Source organism: Scytonema sp. PRP1, from assembly GCF_036697665.2.
Taxonomy (GTDB): domain Bacteria; phylum Cyanobacteriota; class Cyanobacteriia; order Cyanobacteriales; family Nostocaceae; genus Kalymmatonema; species Kalymmatonema gypsitolerans.
The window spans coordinates 60,968-80,978 of the sequence record NZ_JBAHYJ020000120.1 but is presented as its reverse complement, the minus strand read 5'-3'; the positions used below and the strand labels follow the sequence as shown (position 1 = coordinate 80,978).

General features: G+C 41.5%; 16 protein-coding genes, 1 pseudogene and 1 riboswitch. Of the genes and pseudogenes, 5 read left to right on the top strand and 12 right to left on the bottom strand.

Annotation, left to right across the window (positions count from 1 at the left end; translation table 11 throughout):
* Nucleotides 1-10: 10 nt before the first annotated feature.
* From V5G28_RS32145 to ntrB, 6 genes are all read right to left on the bottom strand, one after another.
* A complete protein-coding gene (locus V5G28_RS32145; RefSeq protein ID WP_332988241.1) occupies nt 11-1,753 on the bottom strand; it encodes an OmpA family protein in 1,743 nt (580 codons plus the stop codon).
* An 86-nt stretch (nt 1,754-1,839) separates the two neighbouring features.
* A complete protein-coding gene (locus tag V5G28_RS32140) occupies nt 1,840-2,460 on the bottom strand; it encodes a hypothetical protein (RefSeq protein ID WP_332988239.1) in 621 nt (206 codons plus the stop codon).
* Nucleotides 2,461-3,099: 639 nt separating this feature from the next.
* Nucleotides 3,100-3,792, bottom strand: coding sequence for a universal stress protein (locus V5G28_RS32135; protein WP_332988237.1), 693 nt, complete (start codon nt 3,790-3,792; stop codon nt 3,100-3,102).
* 115 nt (nt 3,793-3,907) lie between these two features.
* Nucleotides 3,908-4,747: an ABC transporter ATP-binding protein gene (locus V5G28_RS32130; RefSeq protein ID WP_332988300.1), complete on the bottom strand. Its 840-nt coding sequence runs from the start codon at nt 4,745-4,747 to the stop codon at nt 3,908-3,910.
* A 138-nt stretch (nt 4,748-4,885) separates the two neighbouring features.
* The gene (locus V5G28_RS32125; RefSeq protein WP_332988235.1) at nt 4,886-6,298 is read right to left on the bottom strand and encodes an ABC transporter substrate-binding protein; all 1,413 of its coding nucleotides are present in this window, start codon (nt 6,296-6,298) and stop codon (nt 4,886-4,888) included.
* A gap of 314 nt (nt 6,299-6,612) precedes the next feature.
* On the bottom strand, nt 6,613-7,461 hold the full coding sequence (gene ntrB / locus V5G28_RS32120; protein WP_096564739.1) for a nitrate ABC transporter permease: 849 nt from the start codon (nt 7,459-7,461) through the stop codon (nt 6,613-6,615).
* Between the two features lie 97 nt (nt 7,462-7,558).
* A riboswitch (cyclic di-AMP (ydaO/yuaA leader) is annotated at nt 7,559-7,773 on the bottom strand.
* A 268-nt stretch (nt 7,774-8,041) separates the two neighbouring features.
* On the opposite strand from ntrB, the gene V5G28_RS32115 reads away from it, so the two are divergent.
* A complete protein-coding gene (locus V5G28_RS32115) occupies nt 8,042-9,235 on the top strand; it encodes a sensor histidine kinase (protein ID WP_332988232.1) in 1,194 nt (397 codons plus the stop codon).
* Nucleotides 9,236-9,286: 51 nt separating this feature from the next.
* On the opposite strand, the gene rnc is transcribed toward V5G28_RS32115, so the two are convergent.
* Nucleotides 9,287-9,976, bottom strand: a complete 690-nt coding sequence (rnc, locus tag V5G28_RS32110; protein WP_332988297.1) for a ribonuclease III — start codon at nt 9,974-9,976, stop codon at nt 9,287-9,289.
* A 111-nt stretch (nt 9,977-10,087) separates the two neighbouring features.
* Nucleotides 10,088-10,450: pseudogene (locus tag V5G28_RS32105) on the bottom strand (Swt1 family HEPN domain-containing protein); the annotation flags it as partial.
* A 686-nt stretch (nt 10,451-11,136) separates the two neighbouring features.
* On the opposite strand from V5G28_RS32105, the gene V5G28_RS32100 reads away from it, so the two are divergent.
* Nucleotides 11,137-11,508 carry a nuclear transport factor 2 family protein gene (locus tag V5G28_RS32100; RefSeq protein WP_096564741.1) on the top strand — a complete coding sequence of 124 codons (372 nt, stop codon included), beginning with the start codon at nt 11,137-11,139 and terminating at the stop codon, nt 11,506-11,508.
* A gap of 475 nt (nt 11,509-11,983) precedes the next feature.
* Here the strand turns inward: V5G28_RS32100 and V5G28_RS32095 are convergent, their stop codons facing one another.
* The 3 genes from V5G28_RS32095 to pheT all read right to left on the bottom strand — a co-directional run bounded on the left by V5G28_RS32095 (nt 11,984) and on the right by pheT (nt 15,335).
* The gene (locus V5G28_RS32095; RefSeq protein WP_096564742.1) at nt 11,984-12,388 is read right to left on the bottom strand and encodes a hypothetical protein; all 405 of its coding nucleotides are present in this window, start codon (nt 12,386-12,388) and stop codon (nt 11,984-11,986) included.
* Nucleotides 12,389-12,522: 134 nt separating this feature from the next.
* Nucleotides 12,523-12,792 (bottom strand): YciI family protein, encoded by a 270-nt coding sequence (locus V5G28_RS32090; RefSeq protein ID WP_041032143.1) that lies wholly within the window; start codon nt 12,790-12,792, stop codon nt 12,523-12,525.
* Between the two features lie 104 nt (nt 12,793-12,896).
* Complete coding sequence (pheT, locus tag V5G28_RS32085; protein WP_332988221.1) at nt 12,897-15,335, bottom strand: phenylalanine--tRNA ligase subunit beta; 2,439 nt, start codon at nt 15,333-15,335, stop codon at nt 12,897-12,899.
* A 216-nt stretch (nt 15,336-15,551) separates the two neighbouring features.
* On the opposite strand from pheT, the gene V5G28_RS32080 reads away from it, so the two are divergent.
* Nucleotides 15,552-16,214 carry an HD domain-containing protein gene (locus V5G28_RS32080; protein WP_332988218.1) on the top strand — a complete coding sequence of 221 codons (663 nt, stop codon included), beginning with the start codon at nt 15,552-15,554 and terminating at the stop codon, nt 16,212-16,214.
* Nucleotides 16,215-16,408: 194 nt separating this feature from the next.
* Here V5G28_RS32080 and V5G28_RS32075 read toward each other — a convergent pair whose 3' ends face one another.
* The gene (locus V5G28_RS32075) at nt 16,409-17,833 is read right to left on the bottom strand and encodes a response regulator (RefSeq protein WP_336231514.1); all 1,425 of its coding nucleotides are present in this window, start codon (nt 17,831-17,833) and stop codon (nt 16,409-16,411) included.
* Between the two features lie 617 nt (nt 17,834-18,450).
* Here V5G28_RS32075 and V5G28_RS32070 point away from each other — a divergent pair.
* Together V5G28_RS32070 and V5G28_RS32065 are read left to right on the top strand one after the other, a co-directional pair.
* Entirely contained in the window at nt 18,451-19,125 is a 675-nt protein-coding gene (locus tag V5G28_RS32070) for a vWA domain-containing protein (protein WP_332988214.1), read from the top strand.
* Nucleotides 19,126-19,176: 51 nt separating this feature from the next.
* Entirely contained in the window at nt 19,177-19,956 is a 780-nt protein-coding gene (locus V5G28_RS32065; RefSeq protein ID WP_332988213.1) for a PP2C family serine/threonine-protein phosphatase, read from the top strand.
* Nucleotides 19,957-20,011 lie beyond the last annotated feature (55 nt).

Below are 20,011 nucleotides of genomic sequence, written 5' to 3'. Positions count from 1 at the left end.
CGGATAATCCTTATTTAGCTTGGTCAGACAGTAAGATTTTAAAAGATACTCTGCGGCTCAATTTCTTATCTTCTACCAATCCCGACTGTAAAGGTTGGGTGTTAGCCACACCTATAGTAGTGAAATTGCTCGTATTGATTCCTTGGGAAACTAAATAAGAAAGGATTTTATTGGCACGGGCTTGACTGAGTGCGATGTTTCTTGTTTCTGTTCCAGTTAGATCAGTGTGTCCCACTATTTGAATACCTACATTTTTATCAACGTATTTGGCAGCATCCAAAAGTTTTTGTATTTGCAGTACAAGATTCTTAAGTTTCTTATCTTCCCCTGGGAAAAACTCTGTTGTTCCTTCAGAAAAAAATAGCAATTCTTGTTCAATCTGATTTTTATATGACTCAAGATGCTTTAGTTCTATGTCAATAAGATTCTTATCCTGAAATTGAGTAATTCCTGGAATAAAACGCCATAATTTCCTCGCTTCTAGAATCCACTGACGAGGTGCAGAACCACTGAGATAAAGAATACCTTTTTCATCTACTTTCACGGCTACAGTTCTTGGAGGTTGAAGTAATTCCTCAGCTCTTTTGCTGATAATTGCTGGTTCAAACGACAGGAAAGGCGTCCAATGGCTGATAACTCTTTTGGGATTGAGATTTGCTTGTTTTATCAGCATCTTGGGGTCTACTGCTAATGGATCGCGCATTGCATAAATAAAATATTTTCCACCTCGCTTGTCAGCTTTAATCACGACAATTCCAGGCTGAGAGTTCAGTTTTTCTATATAGGCGTTCCAACGCAGATGATCTCGAATAGCAAAAAAGCTCCAAATTCCCAAACCAATAGCTACTGTGCCTAATAAAGTCCGGGCAGAAATATAATTTTTTTTTGTTGGAGCTTGATACCGAGCCTCCAAACAAGCTTCTATCTCAGGTCTACCGGCTACAAATGGCTCTGTTTCTCCTTGAAAAAAAATAAGTTCTCTGTTTAGCTTCAGATGAATTTTTTCTATTGCTTCTTGAAAAACTAATCTTAATTCTTGGGGAGCAGTTCCCCGAATTATACCTGCCAGTACTGCCTGTGGTCCTTCTTCAATCCAAATGGTGAGTTCTCCAAAGTGCAAACTTTGAAGCCCATCATTTTTTTGTGTATTGAAAGAATCTTTGACAAAATCTTGAATAGCCGTCAACATGGCTGAAACCAAATCCGGATCTTGAGCGCTGACTTTTGGCGCTACTGTATGTTGCAGCATTAATCCGGTTTTTTTATGAATCAGGAATACCTGTTCCACCCGATAAATAAGCGTGCGAAGCAGCACAACTTCGGCAAATGTTTTACCCGTCTGTCGCGCTTCTAATCTCCACTTGAGGCTTTGTGGAGAAAAGCTTTGCTCTAAAGAAGCATCTAAAGATTGAACCATTGCTTCGAGAGCTGCGGTAATAGCCTTGCGAATGGCTGGTCCCATTATGGGAAAAATCGCAGTTGACAAAATATTTAAATCTTGTTTAACAGAGGATTGAATGGCGTGTTCAACAGTAGGCACTATTGCTTCGCCCAGTTGTTTATCTTGCATTGTTCGCAAAATAATCGCCTCTGGAAGCAATCGGCTGATATCTTCTGCTTTTATCTGTGGGTTATCTAATCGCTCGTATAATTTGTTTAGTTTAGCTGGTTCAATACCAAGAAGCAAACTACGGAGTTCACTCAGTTCATCATTAGGCTCTACGTGAGTGTTATTTGAGTAGTCATTAGTCATTAGTTATTAGTTATTAGTCATTAGTTATTAGTTACTTGTTAGTTGTTAGTTATCACTCAGTACGACTAACTACTAACTAATAAGCCTTATGATTGTTGAGAATTCAATCGGATAGCTAGTTCTGAGAAAAGAGCAGCGAGGGAGGAACGGTCTGTTTTCGCAATACGAAGTTCTTGAGATTCTTGTTGCACTAAAGCCACAATTTCTTCGTATTTTTGCCGGATATCATCCTGTAGGCTTTTAGATTGGTTAAGAATTTGCTCACGAACTTCTCGTTGGCTGTTCGCAGTTTCTTCTTCAAATTGGGCAATTCTTTTTTCTAAAGACATCGTTATATTTTTGTTTTCTTCAGCAACTGCTTTCACTGCTTTACCGCGTTCTACTTGCTCGTTTTTTAGCCGATCTGCTATGGACTCAACCTCTTTCTTAATGTACGTTTCTAAGGAATCTAAACGTTTTCTTGTTTCATCCCGTAAATCAGCAGATTCTTTAACCAGACGCTCTTCTAAGCGGGTAAACCTTCTTTCCACCTCCCGCATCTGATTACCAAAAAGAATATCTCTGACTTTTGCTAAGCTGTGGCTTTCTCCCATCTCTGTACTATTATCTGTACTATTAAAGAGAGGAATATTTGTATTTTGGTTGGATCCTGCTTGAAGTGGTTCTACCATACTATGATTGCTATGTTCTCCTTCGGGCGGGTTCATGTTATTAATCCTTTCGGGATTGCAATGAATTGTGCATTTGCTTGTTTTCTGACATCTTATGTGATGTGTTTGTACTTCCCTAGAAATAGTTTTAAGCTATACTCCGTAGGGTAGCATCTTTGAATCATAAAGCAAGTCGTCTCCTCGGGAGAGTTCAAATGGTTATTGAAACAATTTCAAAACTTCAAATCTTTCGAGGAGTTAAAATTTTATTAATAAAAGTTAATTTTTTGAAAAAATCTTTAAATTTTTATACAAATACTTTAAATAACAAGCATCGCCACAGAATGTATTCAGCATACAGTTAATCCACTAAGAATCACGCGTAGCGTGTGCCTATGGTACATAGCGTGTTCCCCTAGACGCCCTTTGGGGGTGCATCGGTTGGGTAGGGTAGTATCTCCCAAGATTCTTCGCTTTGCTCAGAATGACATATTATAACGCAACTTGTATTGGTAGAAATTACACCCAGATTTTTTGCAGATTAGCAAAAAAAATACCACATACATACATAATATATATATGTATGTGGTATTTTGTACTCTGAAGAAATAGGGATAATCATCCTATTGGTAAGGGGTTTAAGAAACCGGGCTTCTATACTTAGGTGTCTCTCCACAACATTCGCAACTATGTCCGCTAAGCGCGTTTCTCATTGACAAAATTGGGTATACCTAGTACTGAACAGGGGAACTTAGAACCGAGCTGTTGCACTATCGGATGATTGACAGAGTTACAGCCAAGTAATAGTAAATCTGCACCTTCTGATACAACCACTTTCCTAAGTTCCTTGCCAATGCAACCAAACCGAAGATGAGCTTTAAAAGAACTTTTCCATTCCGCAGCTAGACAACTTGCTTGCCGCAAAATACCTTCTGCTTGTGCAAATCTATCTACTAATCTTTCTTGTGAGTAGGCTGTGTTCGCCTGCATTTTTGTTTGAGTTGTCACACCTGTGTCAAACTCATTTAAGGGGAAGCTTGTTGAACAGTGTGAAGGATTTTGTTCGGTTGCTCGCTGAGTTGCAAATTCCTCTTTTTGTAAGACATCTGCAGCATTACTACTTTGATTTTCCTCGATCACATAAACCACTTGAACTGTGACTTGCGCCTTTGTAGCTAAAAGTGTTTGATGAGCCATTAACAAGGCAATATCTAACGCAGTATGACTGTTGGGAGAACTATTATAACCAACGATTAAGTTAACTGATTTTTCAGGTTGCCCCTGTTTCCATACAGGTGTCTCTGGTGTCGAGATTAACACCATTTGCTCAATTAAATCATCTCTTCCGATAGCGTTTTGCAGACGCACCAATATGGGCTTGAGATTCATAGTTTTATCTCTGACTAAAGAAAAATTTACAAAAACAATGACGAATTTGTAATTCATAATCCGTAATTGACTTGAACATTAGAAATTACGAATTATGAATTAAGAAGTTTTTCGATTACTCGTCTTGAGTGAAATAGCGATCTAGGAAATTTAGGGCGTAGTTGCGGAGATCATAGTACTCTTTTGAGTTTCTCATCGCAGCGCGATCGCGTGGATGAGGAAACGGTACTTCTAGTATCTCCCCAATATTAGCCGCAGGTCCATTGGTCATCATAATAATGCGATCCGACATATAAATCGCTTCATCCACATCATGGGTAACCATCATGACCGCCTGTCGGTGATTTTCCCAGATATCCAACACTTGCCGCTGCAATTTCCCCCGAGTTAGGGCATCTAACGCCCCAAAAGGTTCGTCCATCAGCAGCATTTTCGGGCGAATTGCTAATGCTCTAGCAATACCCACCCGCTGCTTCATCCCGCCAGAAATTTCCTCAGGATACTTATCAGCGGCTGCTGTTAAATTTACCATTGCCAGGTGTTCGTTCACAATGCTAATTTTTTCAGCCCGATTGGCATCTTTTAGCACTTCATCTACCGCAAGTCGGATATTTTCCCGCACAGTTAACCAAGGTAACAGCGAATAGTGTTGAAACACCATCATCCGCTCAGCCCCTGGTTTACGAATTTCTTTGCCATCTAACCGCACTAATCCAGAAGTCGCTTTTTCTAAGCCAGCGACAATCTTTAAAAGTGTCGATTTACCGCAACCAGAGTGACCAATAACAGAAATATATTCATCTTCGCCCACTGTTAAGTTGACATTATCTAAAACGACAAATTCACCCCCATCAGGTTTTGTATATGACTTGAATAAATTTTCAATCTCCAGAAATCCAGTGGTGGGAGGTGAAGCCTTATCATAGGCATCTGTTGAGAAAGAGGTAGATTTCATTTGACACTCCTGCAATGAGTCATTGGTCATTAGTCATTAGTCATTGGTCATTAGTCTTTAGTTATCAGTCATCTATATAAGACAAAAAACAAATGACAAAGGACAGTCAATACAATATGATGAACTCTGCCGAGTCCGCTAGGACATGAAGAAAGATTTAGGAGCGTTTGCCCTGATCTCAAAACTCTTGAGATACCCCACCGGATCACTGGGATCAAAAGCTTTTTTGTCGATAAATAGTTCAGCTTGTTCTAGCTTGTAATCTTCTTTTGGAGATTCAATTCCCATTTCAGCAGCAATTTCTCGGTACAAGTCAGTGCGCCAAGCTTGACGCGCCAATTCTTCAGCATTTTTGGGAATTTCTTTAATTTGTCCCCACCGAGCCGATTGAGTCATTAACCAAATACTCTGAGATTGCCACAGAAATGTTGAATGGTCATTTGGCACTTTGACAAGATTGGCAGGTTTTTCAAAAAAGATTGTTGTATCCGTCGATTTCACAAGACGTTTTTTGTCATCGAAACCGCCGTAATTGTATTCGCCAACAATTGCTGGTTTTGTTAATTTGAGTTTTGCTCCTGTAAATGACTTATTCGTGATAATCTTAGCCACTTCCTCCCGGTTTTTTGGATCACCACAATACCTACAAGCTTCTATCATTGCCTTAACCAAGGAGCGATAGGTTTTGGGATTTTCTTTGATGAAAGACTCCATGACACCTAACAGTCTGTCTGGGTGTCCTTCCCAGATTTCCCTACCCTGAGCGAAAGTAAAGCCAATTCCATCATTGCCAGTAATTGCTCGTGTATTCCAAGGTTCTGCCACCATATAACCTTGCATTGCCCCAATTCTCATGTTCACTACCATCTGTGGCGGTGGGACAATAATGATGCGAAATTCTTTGTCAGGAGCAACTCCAGCAGCAGCAGATAAGTAGCGGATAAAGTATTCATAAATTGCCGAACTGAGCACCACTGCCCAAACCCGTTGCTCGGCTGGTAATTTTTCAAAGTAATTGCGGAAATCTCGCCCAAACTCTTCCAAATTGCCGTTATAGTCTCGCCAAGGACGCAACCCAGACTGCCACATTGCCTTATTCATCGTCATGGCGTTACCGTGACGGTGAATGGTCATTGCCGCACACAAAGGTGCATGACGTGCGCCTTCTGCACCTGTTCTCGCATTCATCACCGCGCCACTTACAACAGGCGAAGCATCGAGGCGACCAAAAATAATGCCATCACGAGACGTACCCCAGCTAGCTTCACGGCTGAGGGTGACATTTAAACCATACTTGCGGAAAAACCCTTTCTCCCAGGCTACAGCAAAAGGAGCGCAGTCATTTACCGGGACATACCCCACTGTAATGTTAGGTTTTTCCAGTGTCTTGGGGTCTACCACTGGTTCCACCGCCAATGCCGCTTGTGATATTCCTTTGGGCGCACGGTTAGCATTAATCGCACAAGAAGAAAGTCCAGTAGCAAATGCCGTTGCTCCCAGTCCTTGAATAAAGTCTCGTCGCTTCCAGTTATTTGTGTTATTGTCACTCATAAAAAACCTCCTGCGGCGGCGAAATCAGTGCAAAAATTAACACGAAGGCGCAAAAGTTATGTGTTTAAGCTGTCACACATTTGATTTATGTACGGTTTTATGCAGGTAGGCTGCTAACTAAAAAGTGAGTTTTTTATTGCGTGAATTGCTTATCCCCCCCGCCCTGTGTTATTCGCTCTTTATTCCAAAAGGTCAGATTTCACCACATGAAACGGCTGTTTGAACCGTAAGGCACCCTTACTAAAAGTGGCGACACGCCAATGCGTTAACGCAATGTAACGGAACTTATACCTGTTTTGACCGTTGACAAATAGCTAATTTGTTGCCGGGCGACGAGTGACAAAAGCTTGTATTCTACCGATCGCGTAATCTAGGAATAGCCCTGTTAAGCCAATCACCAGCACGGCAAGAAAAACAGAATTCAAGTTTAGGCGACTCCATTCATCCCAAACAAAAAAGCCGATTCCAATACCGCCTGTGAGCATTTCTACAGCGACGATCACTAGCCAAGCAATTCCTAAACTAATCCGCAAACCTGTAAAAATGTAAGGCAAACTTGCGGGCCAAATGATTTTTGTAATTCTTCGCCAACGGGGCATTTCCAGAACTCGTGCCACATCTATATAATCTTTGGGAACACTGGAAACTCCCAAGGCAGTGTTAATGATTGTGGGCCACAAAGAAGTGATGAAAATCACAAATATTGCCGATGGATCTGCCAAATTAAAGATTGCCAAGGCAATAGGAAGCCATGCTAGGGGCGATACTGGCTTGAAGATTTGAATGACGGGATTAAGAACCATCAGTGCTGTTTTGGACATCCCAATCAGAAAACCAACAGGAATCGCAACAAGAGCGCCTAGCCCAAAGCCTATTAATACCCGTCGGATACTTGCTATTAATAGCCAGCCAATACCCAAATTACCTGGTCCTCTTTGGAAAAATGGGTTGAGGATGTAATCTAAATTTGCTGCCAGCGCCTCAGGAGGGGTGGGCATCAATTCATGGTTGGCAAGGGCAATAATCCACCATATAACAATCACGCCCAAAAAACCAACCAGAGGCAGCAAAAAAGCGTCCCGTACGACTACGGGTTTAGCACGTTTCCAAGCTGTTTGACCAGCAACCGCCAGAATGGCAGCTACATTCAGTTGAAATATCATTTATGACCTCAACAGACTCAAGCTCAGGTACAAGGAATCCGAGCAGTACCAGCCAAGGATACTGATGAGATCAGAACATTATAGTAATGCCGTCCCTTCAGTCTCCTCTCATTGCCTACGAAGTTAGCTGACGGGCTAGGGCTGAGAGATGCCCCTCTCTTAGAAGAAGGAAGAAACAAAAAGAAAAATACAATCATTTTTTGTTCTTGTATTTGCTCTTGACTATATTTGTTCTTCACTCTTTTTCTTCTATGAGATGCGCCCCATACTTTGGTTCCTCCGCTCCAACTTACGCTTCGGCGATTCGTTGGATTAGGCTGACTTACTCTTATTATTAAAGTAAAGGTAACATTGGTACACAGTATCGTCAAGCCACCTTAGGATATACTTTTTTAGGCTCAAAAACAAGTATCCTTCTTGAGCAAAGTCATCTATATTAAGATATATAAATATTGGCTAAAAATTATGTATTTTTATGTTGGAACATGAAATGCTTTTAAGAAACAAATGTAACACCTCTCTATCATATATAAATAATAAAATATTTTTCTCTGCTCGTATTATTATCCACCCATAAGTGATGAAAGATTTTAGCCAATTGCTGCGCGATAAAACTCAGACCATTTTAGAGCAGTGGGTGGAAGCTGTTCGTCAGGATAAAAAGATTTCCAGTACCAATAATCTATCCCGCACAGCTATTGAAAATCATCTTAGCCATGTCCTCTCGGCGCTGGCGAGTGTGCTTTCTCAATATCAAGAAGATCAAATTCAACCCTTGGTTCAGGCAAGTTTGCATCATGGTACTCTCAGGGCTGAGCAAGGTTTCGATCCAGCAGAAATTGCCCGAGAGTATCGTCTGTTGCGTGATGTCATCTTTGTTACTTTAGAGCCGGACTTAGTGCAAGCATCAGCACTAGAAGTAATGCGAGCTGTGCGTTTGATTGACATGGTGTTGGATGAGGCGATCGCCTGCTGTTTCCAAACCTACACCAAACAGCGATTAACAGAATTAGAGCAGTTGCAAAATCAGTTGAGCCTCAACAACCAGGAACTGACTCGTTTAGTGCGGGCAAATCAAGACAATTTATCGATTCTGGCACACGAACTCAAAAGCCCTTTAACTTCGATAATTGGTTATTCTGATTTGTTTTTGCGCCTCCAACGCCAACAATCCAACGAGAAAGACAGTATAACTCATTTAGAACACGTTGAACGTGTACTACGCTCTGGAAGGCTATTACTCCACCTGATTAACGATGCACTCGAGATTTCCCGCTACGATGCAGGGCAGATGAAACTACAGGCAGAACCAACCAATGTGCATGAATTAATCATAAATGTCTATGAAATGTTGCAGCCTTTAGCTGATAATAAAAATTTACAAATGGGAGTTGATTGCGATCGCGCTCCTGAAGAAGTTGTCACAGATCCGTTACGATTGCAGCAAATTGTCACAAATCTTGTTAGCAATGCGATTCGCTACACAGAGTCGGGAACTGTAAAAATTAAGTGTGAAACATTGGGCATTGACAAGTGGAGTATTGTAGTTTGTGACACTGGAATTGGGATTGAGCCAGAAGACCAAGCCCAGATATTTGAACCCTACTTTCGCATTGCTTCTGGTAGTAAGTCGTTCCTTCCTGATAGTACTGGCTTGGGCTTGGCAATAGTTTCACGGCTCGTGAAATTATTGCAAGGTGAAATTAGTTTAGTCTCCGAGATGGGAGTGGGTTCTACTTTCACAGTGAGTTTGCCGTTGAAAGTAGAAATCTGAAATTTGAAGTATGTATCCAAATTTTAAAAAATAAACAGTAAAAAAGTACCCTTACTCAGATCCTAGCCCTGATTTTTCTAGCCTAGCCAGCGCATCTTCAGCAGCCGCTTTTGCAGCATCTTTTTTACTGCGCCCCTTGCCTTCACCGTACTGTTTGTCTCCCACAAATACTTTAGAAATGAATTCTGGAGCGTGAGAAGAACCACCTACTTGAACTGTGTCATATTTGGGAGGTGTTTGGGTAATGTTGCGTTGTACCCATTCCTGAAACCGATTTCTAGAGTCCACATTTGAGCGAAACTCCACAATACTTTCAGGTACAGAATCAAATAGCGGTTCCACAACAGCACGAACTGCTTCGATATCATAATTGTTGTCTAGATAGTAAGCAGCAATGACTGCTTCAAAGGCGCTGCTGAGCAAATTGGGATTTTGGAAACCTCCTTCTAAAGTTGCTCCTTTACCCAACCGCATCCTCAAGTTTAAACCCACCTCAATTGCAAACTTTGCCAGTTGATTTTCATCTACAAGTGCAGAACGCCGACGGGTTAATTGATCTTCTTCTTTTTCCGGGTGACGACGATAGAGGTATTCGCCACTTAGAAAAGTCAGTAAAGCATCACCGAGAAACTCTAGGCGCTCGTTGTGTTCTCCTTCTTGGGGGTTTTCGTGGACATAGGAACGATGCGTCAGCGCACGGCGTAAAAGAGAACTATCCTGAAAGCTTTGTTGTTTAATGATTTCAGCCAATTTATCTCTGGGGGCTTTTTCAGTTTGCTTGGGACTGAGGATTGCTAGGACTTCTTGCTTTTGCTGTTGTGCAACATTCACCTCTGGCGCAGAGATAGCCTTGAGAAGTCGAGCGATCGTGTCGATCGCGCGATAGGTGTCCTCTGTTAAAAAGCGAGATTGATGCGCCCAAGTCTTGCTGGTTTCTATCAGTTCAGCGACTAAAGCACGTTCGGTATAACCTAGCTTTTTGCTGAATACCTGATCCCATTGCTTAATTATTAGTGTTAATAAAACAGGAATATTATTACCTAGAATGTCTTCCGCCTCTGGCTTGAAGGTTTCGTCATCAGACATATATGAAGTGGCGATTGTTAGCCAACCCTCACCATAGACTTTTTGCATCTCCCTTTTTACATAAGGGTATAAACCCTGATTTAAAAGAGTTAAACCCCTGCCAATTCGTTCGTGGTTGCTAACAGCCATCGTAGTATTGAAAGTAACATTTTTCTAAGTAATCATTTAAGGCACTTTATTAAGATGCCAGAAATTGGTACTGTCAAAGCTTGAGCCGGACAGATTTACTATTTTAACCATTGCTAATTTCATGACAAGCTTGGTTAGGGAAGTTTGGTAGATAAGAAGATTAAGCAGGAATTTTCTAAATTTAACTTGACCTATGCCTAACATCTCACCCTTTCAGCAGGTTCAAAAACGGGAATTAAGATGTTGTTAGCTGGTCAACTGGAGTTTGTCTTACTCTTGCTGACCTATTTTAGCTAGCTCCGACGGAAGCCCGACACCTCACTCCTTTTGGGGAATGATAGATGCAACGCCCTTTCTCTCGCGGACGCTACACCCGGAAAAAGTACGTTCGCCTTCGGGTACGCGAACAGAGCGGCGCTTTCTTACAATCGTATTCTTCTACGTTCACATCAACCACTAAGTGTAGAAAACCCACAGTCATAAACAAGACACAGGCTTGTGTGTGTAAGCTGTATACTAGTGATAGTCGTTTTTTTTATGTCTAATTTCAGAAACTGCTATTTTGTAAAAATAAGTTATACCAATTTTTAAAATAAATTTTAATGTTGAGATTATCTCGATGGTTATTATTAGTAATTATATTTTTTTGTATAACTTTTCATACACCTGCATATGCAGAGCAATTTATGAATCAAGAAGATATTCGTGTATTGATTGAAAAAGCTAGAGATGCATGGGTAGCTCAAGATGCTAATGCTCTTGCCCAGTTGTTTACGCCCGACGGTGAACTTATAGTGCCTGGCAAACGTTGGCAGGGGCAAGAGAAAATAAGGGAAGAAGTTACCCAATTTGCTCAGCAATCTTCAAATGTGAAAATCGATATCCAGCGGATTATTATTGAGGGAAGCCAGGCGGTAGTGGAATGGTATTACGAAGATACTGAAAAAGCATCAGGTCACCGCAATAAAGCAGACGATGTTATAGTTGTTGATTTTAAAGAAGGTCGAATTAGCCGTTGGCGTGAATATATTGACACAAAAACACCAGTTAGCATCTAGCAGTATCAAAATAGAACAGACAGAATTCTCACTTTAGTGTGACATTGAACTCCAACTGTGGAATGACTTGTTAAAAGCTTCTGGTTTGCTAATCTAATAATTGAAAATAAGTAGCACTGGATGGGGGTTATATCGCTGTGACCCATTGTTGCACATAGAAGGAGAGCGGCGTCAGATGTGCGAACAGTGCAAATAGTTGACATTGACGATGTGGAGTTTTTGTCGCTTCCTCTACTTTGTTATTACCAAGGGAAGGCTAAACCCTTCATTCAGAGCGGTCTAAGGTGATAATCGTCAGATGTTGATTGCATAGTAAGTTTGTATAACATATACAGCGCCTCAGATCAAAATTGATCTGAGGCGACTTAATTCTGAAGTAATAAACAAAACAATCCCTAGCTGTACTAGGGAAGGTATAAAATCAATCTACAATTGATGATAATTCGTAACTAAGTTGCTAGTTACAAATTACGAATTACCTTTTCTTTCTGATTGTATTGATAACTGCACCTGTTGCTGCACCTTCAGCTGCACTGCCAAGGGTATCTCTACCACCGTTGATAATACCATCGGTTACTGCGCCCGTGGCGGCACCTACTCCAACATCTTGAATGATGTTGCGATTTTGTCTTTCTCTACGAGTGCCTCTAAGACCATTAGCACCATTAACAGCAGCACCAGCACCAGCACCCTTAATAGCACCCCTTATCACATTACGTCCTCTAATGACGCCTGAGACAGCACCAACACCTGCTCCAATACCTACATCCTCAAGGATCTTATCATCAGCAGAGGCAGGTTGAGCTGGAAACAAGCTCACACCAGCTAAAGAAGCAGCCAAGAGGCTGGGCATAAATGCGCGTTTCAAAATTTTGTTCATAGTTTTACCTTCTCAAGACATTAAACGACTAGAGAAAAGTTGAAGTTGTTCCACTTTTTTTACCTTTTCTCTAGTCTAGACAACAGGAAAGTTTTTGTGGATGAAAACGTTTTCATGATTACCGTACCTTTTATTTAGAATGCCTGAATCCATTCTTTGATAGAGTATTCGGTCCAGATGCCATTTTGCCAGTAGGGATCAGCTTCAACTAACTGCCGCACAGTAGCTTCGTCTTCGGCTTCGTAAATACCAAAAACTTTAGTGACATCTTTGGTAGGACCAATAGTAATCAGCACACCGGATTCTTTCTGTTTTGCGAGTCCGTCTAGATGCGCTTGGCGGTAAGGGGCGCGTTTTTCCAGAACGTCTTCGCAGTAAGTTCCCCACAATACGTATTTAGGCATGGTTCTATGCAATTTAAAGTTCAAAAATCAAACAAAAGGAATAAGACATAAGAGAGAAGAAAGAGCAAAAAATTTCTTCATTTTTCTCTCTTCACTCTTGTGTGTTAACTCCTTAGGCTAACACCAAATTTCTCCACTAGGGCTTCGCGGACTTTGTTGTGTACTGGTTCAACTTCGGTATCGGTGAGGGTGCGATCGCTCGCCCGATAAATCAAACGGAATGCTAAACTCCGCTGTCCTTGGGGCACGTTCTCACCGCGATATTCATCAAACAATTCCACAGACTCTAGCAAATCTTTGCCTGCTTTGGTAATTGCTTTTTCAATTTCAGCAACTGTCACTTTCACAGGTGCGAAGAAAGCAAGATCTCGATCTGCCGCTGGATAAGTGGAGTAAGGCAAGAATTGCGGTACTAAAATTTCATCTTCGTCCAGATAATTCAAAAGCACATCTAGATCCAACTGGAACACGTAGACTGAATCTGGTAAGCCTTTTTCTCGTCGCAGTTGCGGGTGTAGTTGCCCAAAGATACCAAGGCTGTTACCCCGTACCCACAACGAAGCGGTACGTCCTGGGTGCAAGCGAGAATCTCTGCGATCGCTTTGGTATTCCACTTGCAAGCCGAGTTGTTGAAAGACACTTTCTAGAATACCTTTCGCTTCAAACCAAGTCATAGGTTGCTCGCGATCGCCTCTTGTCCACTTGCTGTTGGAAGTATCGCCTCCCATAATCCCAGCAATAGCTTCTGCTTCTTGCAAACCTTCTTCATGCCAGAAAATTTGCCCAATCTCAAAGCCGTTCAGCGAACCATTGCCTTGTTCTAAGTTGTATTGAAACGCATCAATCAACCCTGAGATCAAATCGGTTCGCAAAGCAGAATATTCGACAAACAACGGGTTTGCCAGGACGATTTGTCTGTCTTCCCCTGGTTTTACCAAGGAATAGTGTATTAATTCTGTCAATCCTTCCGCCCGTAGCGATGCTCGTAACTTGCGTATCAGTTCTTGCTCAAGGGGCAAATAACCTGCTTCTGACTTCTCTGGTAGGGTGTCGTAAAATTTATCGTAGCCGTAGAGACGGGCAATTTCTTCAATTAAGTCTATTTCCCTTTCTAAATCGCGGTAACGATACGGAGGTACAGAAACCGTCCACGTACGATCATCTATGGGAGTCACCTGACATCCCAGTGCTGTTAGGATGCGTTCAACATCTTCGCCTTGGATTTCACCTGTTTGCTCTCCCAAATCGACTGGTCCGAGAACCTGATTCACTCGGTCTAAACGCAGTTCAATCGAATGTGTCCAAGTCGAACGATCAGGACGGGAGTCGGCAATTTCCTGTGTGGCTATAGTTCCAAAAGCCAGTTCGCTGATCAGTGATAAAGCGCGGCGTGTGGCGACTTCCAACTCAGCGCGGTTCACTCCCCGTTCGTATCTCCCAGACGCCTCGCTTCTTAAGCCTACGCTACGGGAAGAACGGCGAATTGCCACAGAATCAAACAGCGCAGCTTCTAATACCAAGTTTTGAGTACCATCATGCACTTCGGTTTCTTCACCACCCATGACTCCCGCCAGCGCCACAGGTTTATTATTGGCGGTGATTAACAAATTTTGGGTAGATAGAGTCCGAGTTTGTCCATCGAGGGTTTTGAGAGTTTCCCCAGCATTGGCGAAGCGGACACCGATTGTCAGACGGTCACTACCAGCAACCGATTGTAGGCGATCGCGGTCAAAAGCGTGGAGCGGCTGTCCCCATTCCAACAAAACGTAGTTCGTGATATCCACGACATTATTTATCGGTCGCACTCCAGCAGCACGCAGGCGCTGTTGCAGCCACTCAGGTGATGGTGCAATTTTTACTTGGTCAATTGCTGTGCCAATGTATGCTGGGCAAGCTTGCGTATCAGAGATTTTTAAAGCTAGAGGAAACGTTTCTAGAGACGTACCATGCGTCTGTTCACCTGGTTCGGGAAGCGTTAGCTTTCCCCCTGTCAGGGCTGCGACTTCCCGCGCTATGCCAACCATACTCAAGGCGTCAGCACGGTTAGCAGTCGCAGTCACGTCTAAAATGACATCATCTAAACCCAACAGTGGACGGACATCGCTACCAACTTGCAGGTTCTCTTGCGTAAAAATATGAATTCCGTCAACATCGCTAGGTAAACCCAGTTCCTTAAGCGAACAAATCATCCCCTGAGACGGAACACCTCGTAGTTTCGCAGGTTTGATTTTTAAATCAATGTTTGGTAAGTAAGTACCTACGGTTGCTACTGGAACATAGAGATCTGCCCGGACATTGGAAGCACCACAGACAATATTTAAAGTTTCACCCGTGGCGATATCGACTTGGCAAACACTCAACTTGTCAGCGTTGGGGTGGGGTTGGCGTTCAAGCACTTTCCCCACAACAACGCCCGCAGCCCAAGTGCGGCGATCTTCAATATCTTCCACCTCAAACCCAGCTAATGTCAGTGTTTCTGCTAGTTCTTCTGGGCTAAGTTTCAACTCCACTAGTTCTTGCAACCATTTCAGTGAAATACGCATGTCAAGTGTTGCCTTGTCTGAAATCTAAGCGAAATAATAATGCACAGACTATTCTAGAACTATTCCATCAAATTCCTCACGCATTGGCACAAGGTCTTTATTTGCAGACACCAAGCTTGCGACGGTACTTAAGCAAAAAATCAGAACTATGGGTACCAAGGCAACAGCCACTTCTTTTAGGCACTCAAAATCCAACAATCGTAAAGGGAGGGGCTGGTGGTAAAGTTATTCTGTATAAGTAACAGCAAATGCTTGTCCCCTATAGGTTTTTATAGTTCACTTGAAATCATGCACACAAAAGCGGCTTTACCTATTACTCTTTTAGACGGCAAGCAAACTTTGCCTATTATTGAAGCTTATTTTGAGTTTAATCATCTTAAGCATCTGTATCGTCAAGGTTGGTTAAAGCACGGTATTGAGCCAAAGTATTGTGAAAGTGTTGCCGAACACTCGTTTTGTGTTGCGCTATTAGCTTTATTTTTAGCTGATGAATATCACCTTGAGTTAGACACAACCAAGGTTATTCGTATGGCTTTAATACACGATTTGGGAGAAATATATGCAGGGGATTTTACTCCAAAAGATGCAATTGAACCAAATCAAAAATATCAATTAGAAAAGCAGTCTATTGTTCAAGTACTAAGTAAACTTCCTCATGGATTAGAGTGGATTGATTTATGGGAAGAATACGAAAAAGGGCAATCTGCTGAATCACAGTTTGTTCGCCAACTAGATCGATTAGAAATGGCTTTACAAGCAAGTGTATACGAACACCTTGGGCTAGGCAATTTATCAGTATTTTTTGAAAGTGCTAATCAGGCTTTGTCAGCACAACAACTCAAATCTATATCCAGAGAACTAGAAGACTTAAGGGATTAAACTCTTAACGAGTCAGCACAAGAGTTTGGTCTTAACAAGCGTGTCATTTGGCTATAACTAATTGAAATATAAAAATCGAATTTAAAGTTACAAAATAGAATATATTTACGCAATAAGATTAGGATAGAAAGCGTTTTCTTACATCCTAATTCAAGTTTTTTTTAAAGATTGACTATTAACTAATCACTCAATCATCAAGCCAAATGCATAAACACCATTTTCAGTAAATCTGCGCGAGAAAAAGGCTTAGTTAAATATCCAGATGCCCCGACAAATCTTGCTTTTACTCTGTCAATAAATCCCTTGTTTCCCGTTACCATGATTATGGGAGTTTTTTTGAACATTGAATTATTTCGGACAATCCGGCATAATTCATAACCATCTATGCCTTCCATATTCAAATCTAGTAAAATTAGGTCTGGCTTATGCCGAATAATCGACATAACTGCTTTCAGTGGGTCGTTGATCGTCACTACAGAAAAATTTTCATCTTCTAAAAAGCGGCTAATTTCTTTAAGGATGGTGGGGCTATCATCTACAGAAACAACTGTATAGATTTTCCGATGACTTGAATGAGCAGGAATTTCTGTATCATGTCCCGAGTTTCCATTATTATTAAATTTAGATGTTGCTAATTCTTGAACTTCTTCTTTTTGAGGAGAAATCGGCGTTGGTCGCTGATGAGTAACTCTGTTCTCTGTAGAGATAGGATTATCCTTGGAGATAGTGGTACTTGATGCTACTGCAGAATCAACTAATTTAGTATTAGCTGATTGGGCGACATAAGTAGAAGCTTGTTCTAAATCTGGAAATGTCTTTGGTAATTTATCAAAGGGAGGGTCTGGTTCATGCAATAATATTGTGCCATTTAAAATATGAGGGTATAATATTCTAGCCAGTTGGACTTCGTCTTGATTCATAATCACTGACAGATGCCGCAGACTAAAACCCTTCATCCACTCAGTTAACTGAGGGTCTATTCCTGATAAATTCTTTGGACTGTTTGTGGTTTTAATTAACAAATATGGACGCTGATAAGGAGAAGAAATTTGGGGACCTAATGACTGCCAATTCTGCAACTTTTGTTGGCAGCGTTCCACAATTTTTTCTACATCCAGCTTGCAAATGGTTGGAACTCGATAATGAGAATCTTTTAATGTAAAAGTTCCATGCTTAATTAAAAGATATGGCTCAAGCACTTCTTTGACCAATTCTTGGATCAGCACAGCTGCTTGTGTAGAATGTAGGTATCGTTCACTAACTAACCAGCAAATAGCTTGGTACTCAGGAGGGAGTGGAGGGGGAATTGACTGTTCTCTGGTATGATTTTTATGTTCAACTGACTGACTTTTTGCGTCTGGTTCAAACATCAAACGTAATTGAACACGAACTTCAGGGATGATGTTAGGAACATGATGGCTCAGGCGACGCAAATGACGTTCAAGTCGGTCAAAGGGTTCGACTGAATGGGTTGCATAAGTTATTCTCCCCTGTTCTAAATAAATTGACCAGGAAACGGAGTTGCTAAGGACTTGTAAACAAGTACTCTCAGAACAATTAGATAGGTGTCTCAATAAACTGAGGGGACGTAGTTTGGTGAATGTGCCAAAATTATTCATTTCTTTAGAGATTTACTGGAAAATAAGACCGATTGTTTGAATTTTCTTTCTTATCGGTAAATAAGGTATTTCGTTTACCTCGATATTTCCCTATAAAGAAATATTCTTAGAATCTGATATTGTATACATATATTACAAGCTGTAGAGGTAACATTATAGCTAGTATGTTACATTTTCCCGTAACATAGCTAACGAAAGATTGTTTCAAGTTATTTCAATTTTAATTAATCAAGCAACGTAACAAAGGTCTAGCTATCGTACTGATTTTATGAACTCTAGTTAATTGCTTTTATCTAAAATCCTACCTTTCTACATCGAATCTTTAAAATTTTGTGTCAACTGACGTACTAATTTATTGTATTCTATACGTGTTATGTATAAAATTTGCTTGTATTTTGCGGTAGCCAATGCCGACTCCTAGTTGGTTCAGTTTTACAGGGATATGTCTCTGGTAAGATTTCAGAAATTTGTAAAAAAATTAGCAGCAAAATTTTGTTTAACAAATAGTAAACTATCTAGGATTAAACAACTTACATATAGTTTCGTTGGTGCTATAAACTATATACTTTGAGGAAAAGGAAAGCTTGGCTTTGGACTATAACATAACACGAAAAGTTATGCCTGATACATTAAAACTTGATGAAGTAGTGGAGTTTGCGGAAAACCCAGAACCGCGTTGTCCTTGTGTACTTCTCCTAGATACATCTGGCTCAATGCAAGGTATGCCAATAGATTCATTGAATCAGGGGTTGCAGACTTTCAAGGAAGAATTAACGAAAAATTCCTTGGCAGCAAGGAGGGTGGAAGTAGCAATAGTTACTTTTGATAGTCATGTAAATGTAGTACAGGACTTTGTGACTGCTGACCAATTCAGTCCGCCGATACTGACAGCACAAGGACTGACTACGATGGGTGCTGGAATTCATAAAGCTTTGGATCTGCTCCAAGACCGCAAAGCTCAGTATCGCACTAACGGCATTGCTTACTATCGTCCTTGGGTGTTCATGATTACTGATGGTGAGCCGCAAGGCGAGTTTGAAGATGTTGTAGAGCAAGCAGCGCGGCGTTTGCACGCAGACGAAGCGAGTAAGCGTGTGGCATTTTTTACTGTAGGAGTAGACAATGCGAACATGACACGCTTAAGTCAAATAGCTGTACGTACACCTTTGAGACTCGAAGGGCTGAATTTTGTTGAAATGTTTGTTTGGCTGTCAGCTAGTATGTCAGCTGTTTCTCATTCCAAGGTAGAGGAACAGGTGGCGCTACCGCCAATTGGTTGGGGTTCTGTTTAGTAATGATATGGCGCAATGCTCATCCCAAGAGCAGCAACGGAAGACTATCATATGAACACTTCTAGACAGATACCTCATTGGCGGGTAGTAGCCGCATCGGTCTGTGGTACGAGCCACTTAAAGAACAAGCAGTTGTGTCAGGATGCTCACCACTGGCAGATTTTGCCAGATAATATTTTGGTTGTTGCTGCGGCAGATGGAGCTGGATCTGCAAGCATGGGTAAGCTGGGAGCAATGGTTGCTGTGGAAACAGCGATAGAAAACATATCAATCAAAGAAATCTCAGGGCGAACCCTAATCGATGATGATGCTGTGCGATCGCTTTTGCTTGAGGCAATAATCGCTGCCAAAAAAGCTGTTGAGGAAGAAGCTGTTGCTTGTGAAAAGCAGCCATTGGATTTAGCAAGCACTTTGATTATTGCAGTCGCGACCCCAGAAGTTGTAGCAGTAGCACAAATAGGGGATGGTGTGGCGGTAGCGAGGGATGCTCAGGGAAATCTAATTGCACTGACTATGCCTGATAGTGGAGAATATATTAATGAGACAGTATTTTTGACCTCGCCGACAGCCTTAGATGCTGCTCAACTCAGGGTATGGCGTCAAGCGATAGTCAACGTTGGTGTCCTCACTGATGGACTACAAATGCTTGCGATGAATATGGCTGTGGGTGCGCCTCATAAACCGTTCTTCGTTCCTCTGTTCGACTTTACAGCGAATGCTGATGATAAGACAGTGGCAAAGGAACAGTTGGTGAAGTTTCTGCGTTCGGATCGGATTACCCAACGTACAGATGATGACCTCACATTAATCATTGCTGCTTTAAGCAATTGATTGGAGAATCCGTCTGTGCAAAAGTGTATACATTTATAACGTATCCATAAATTAT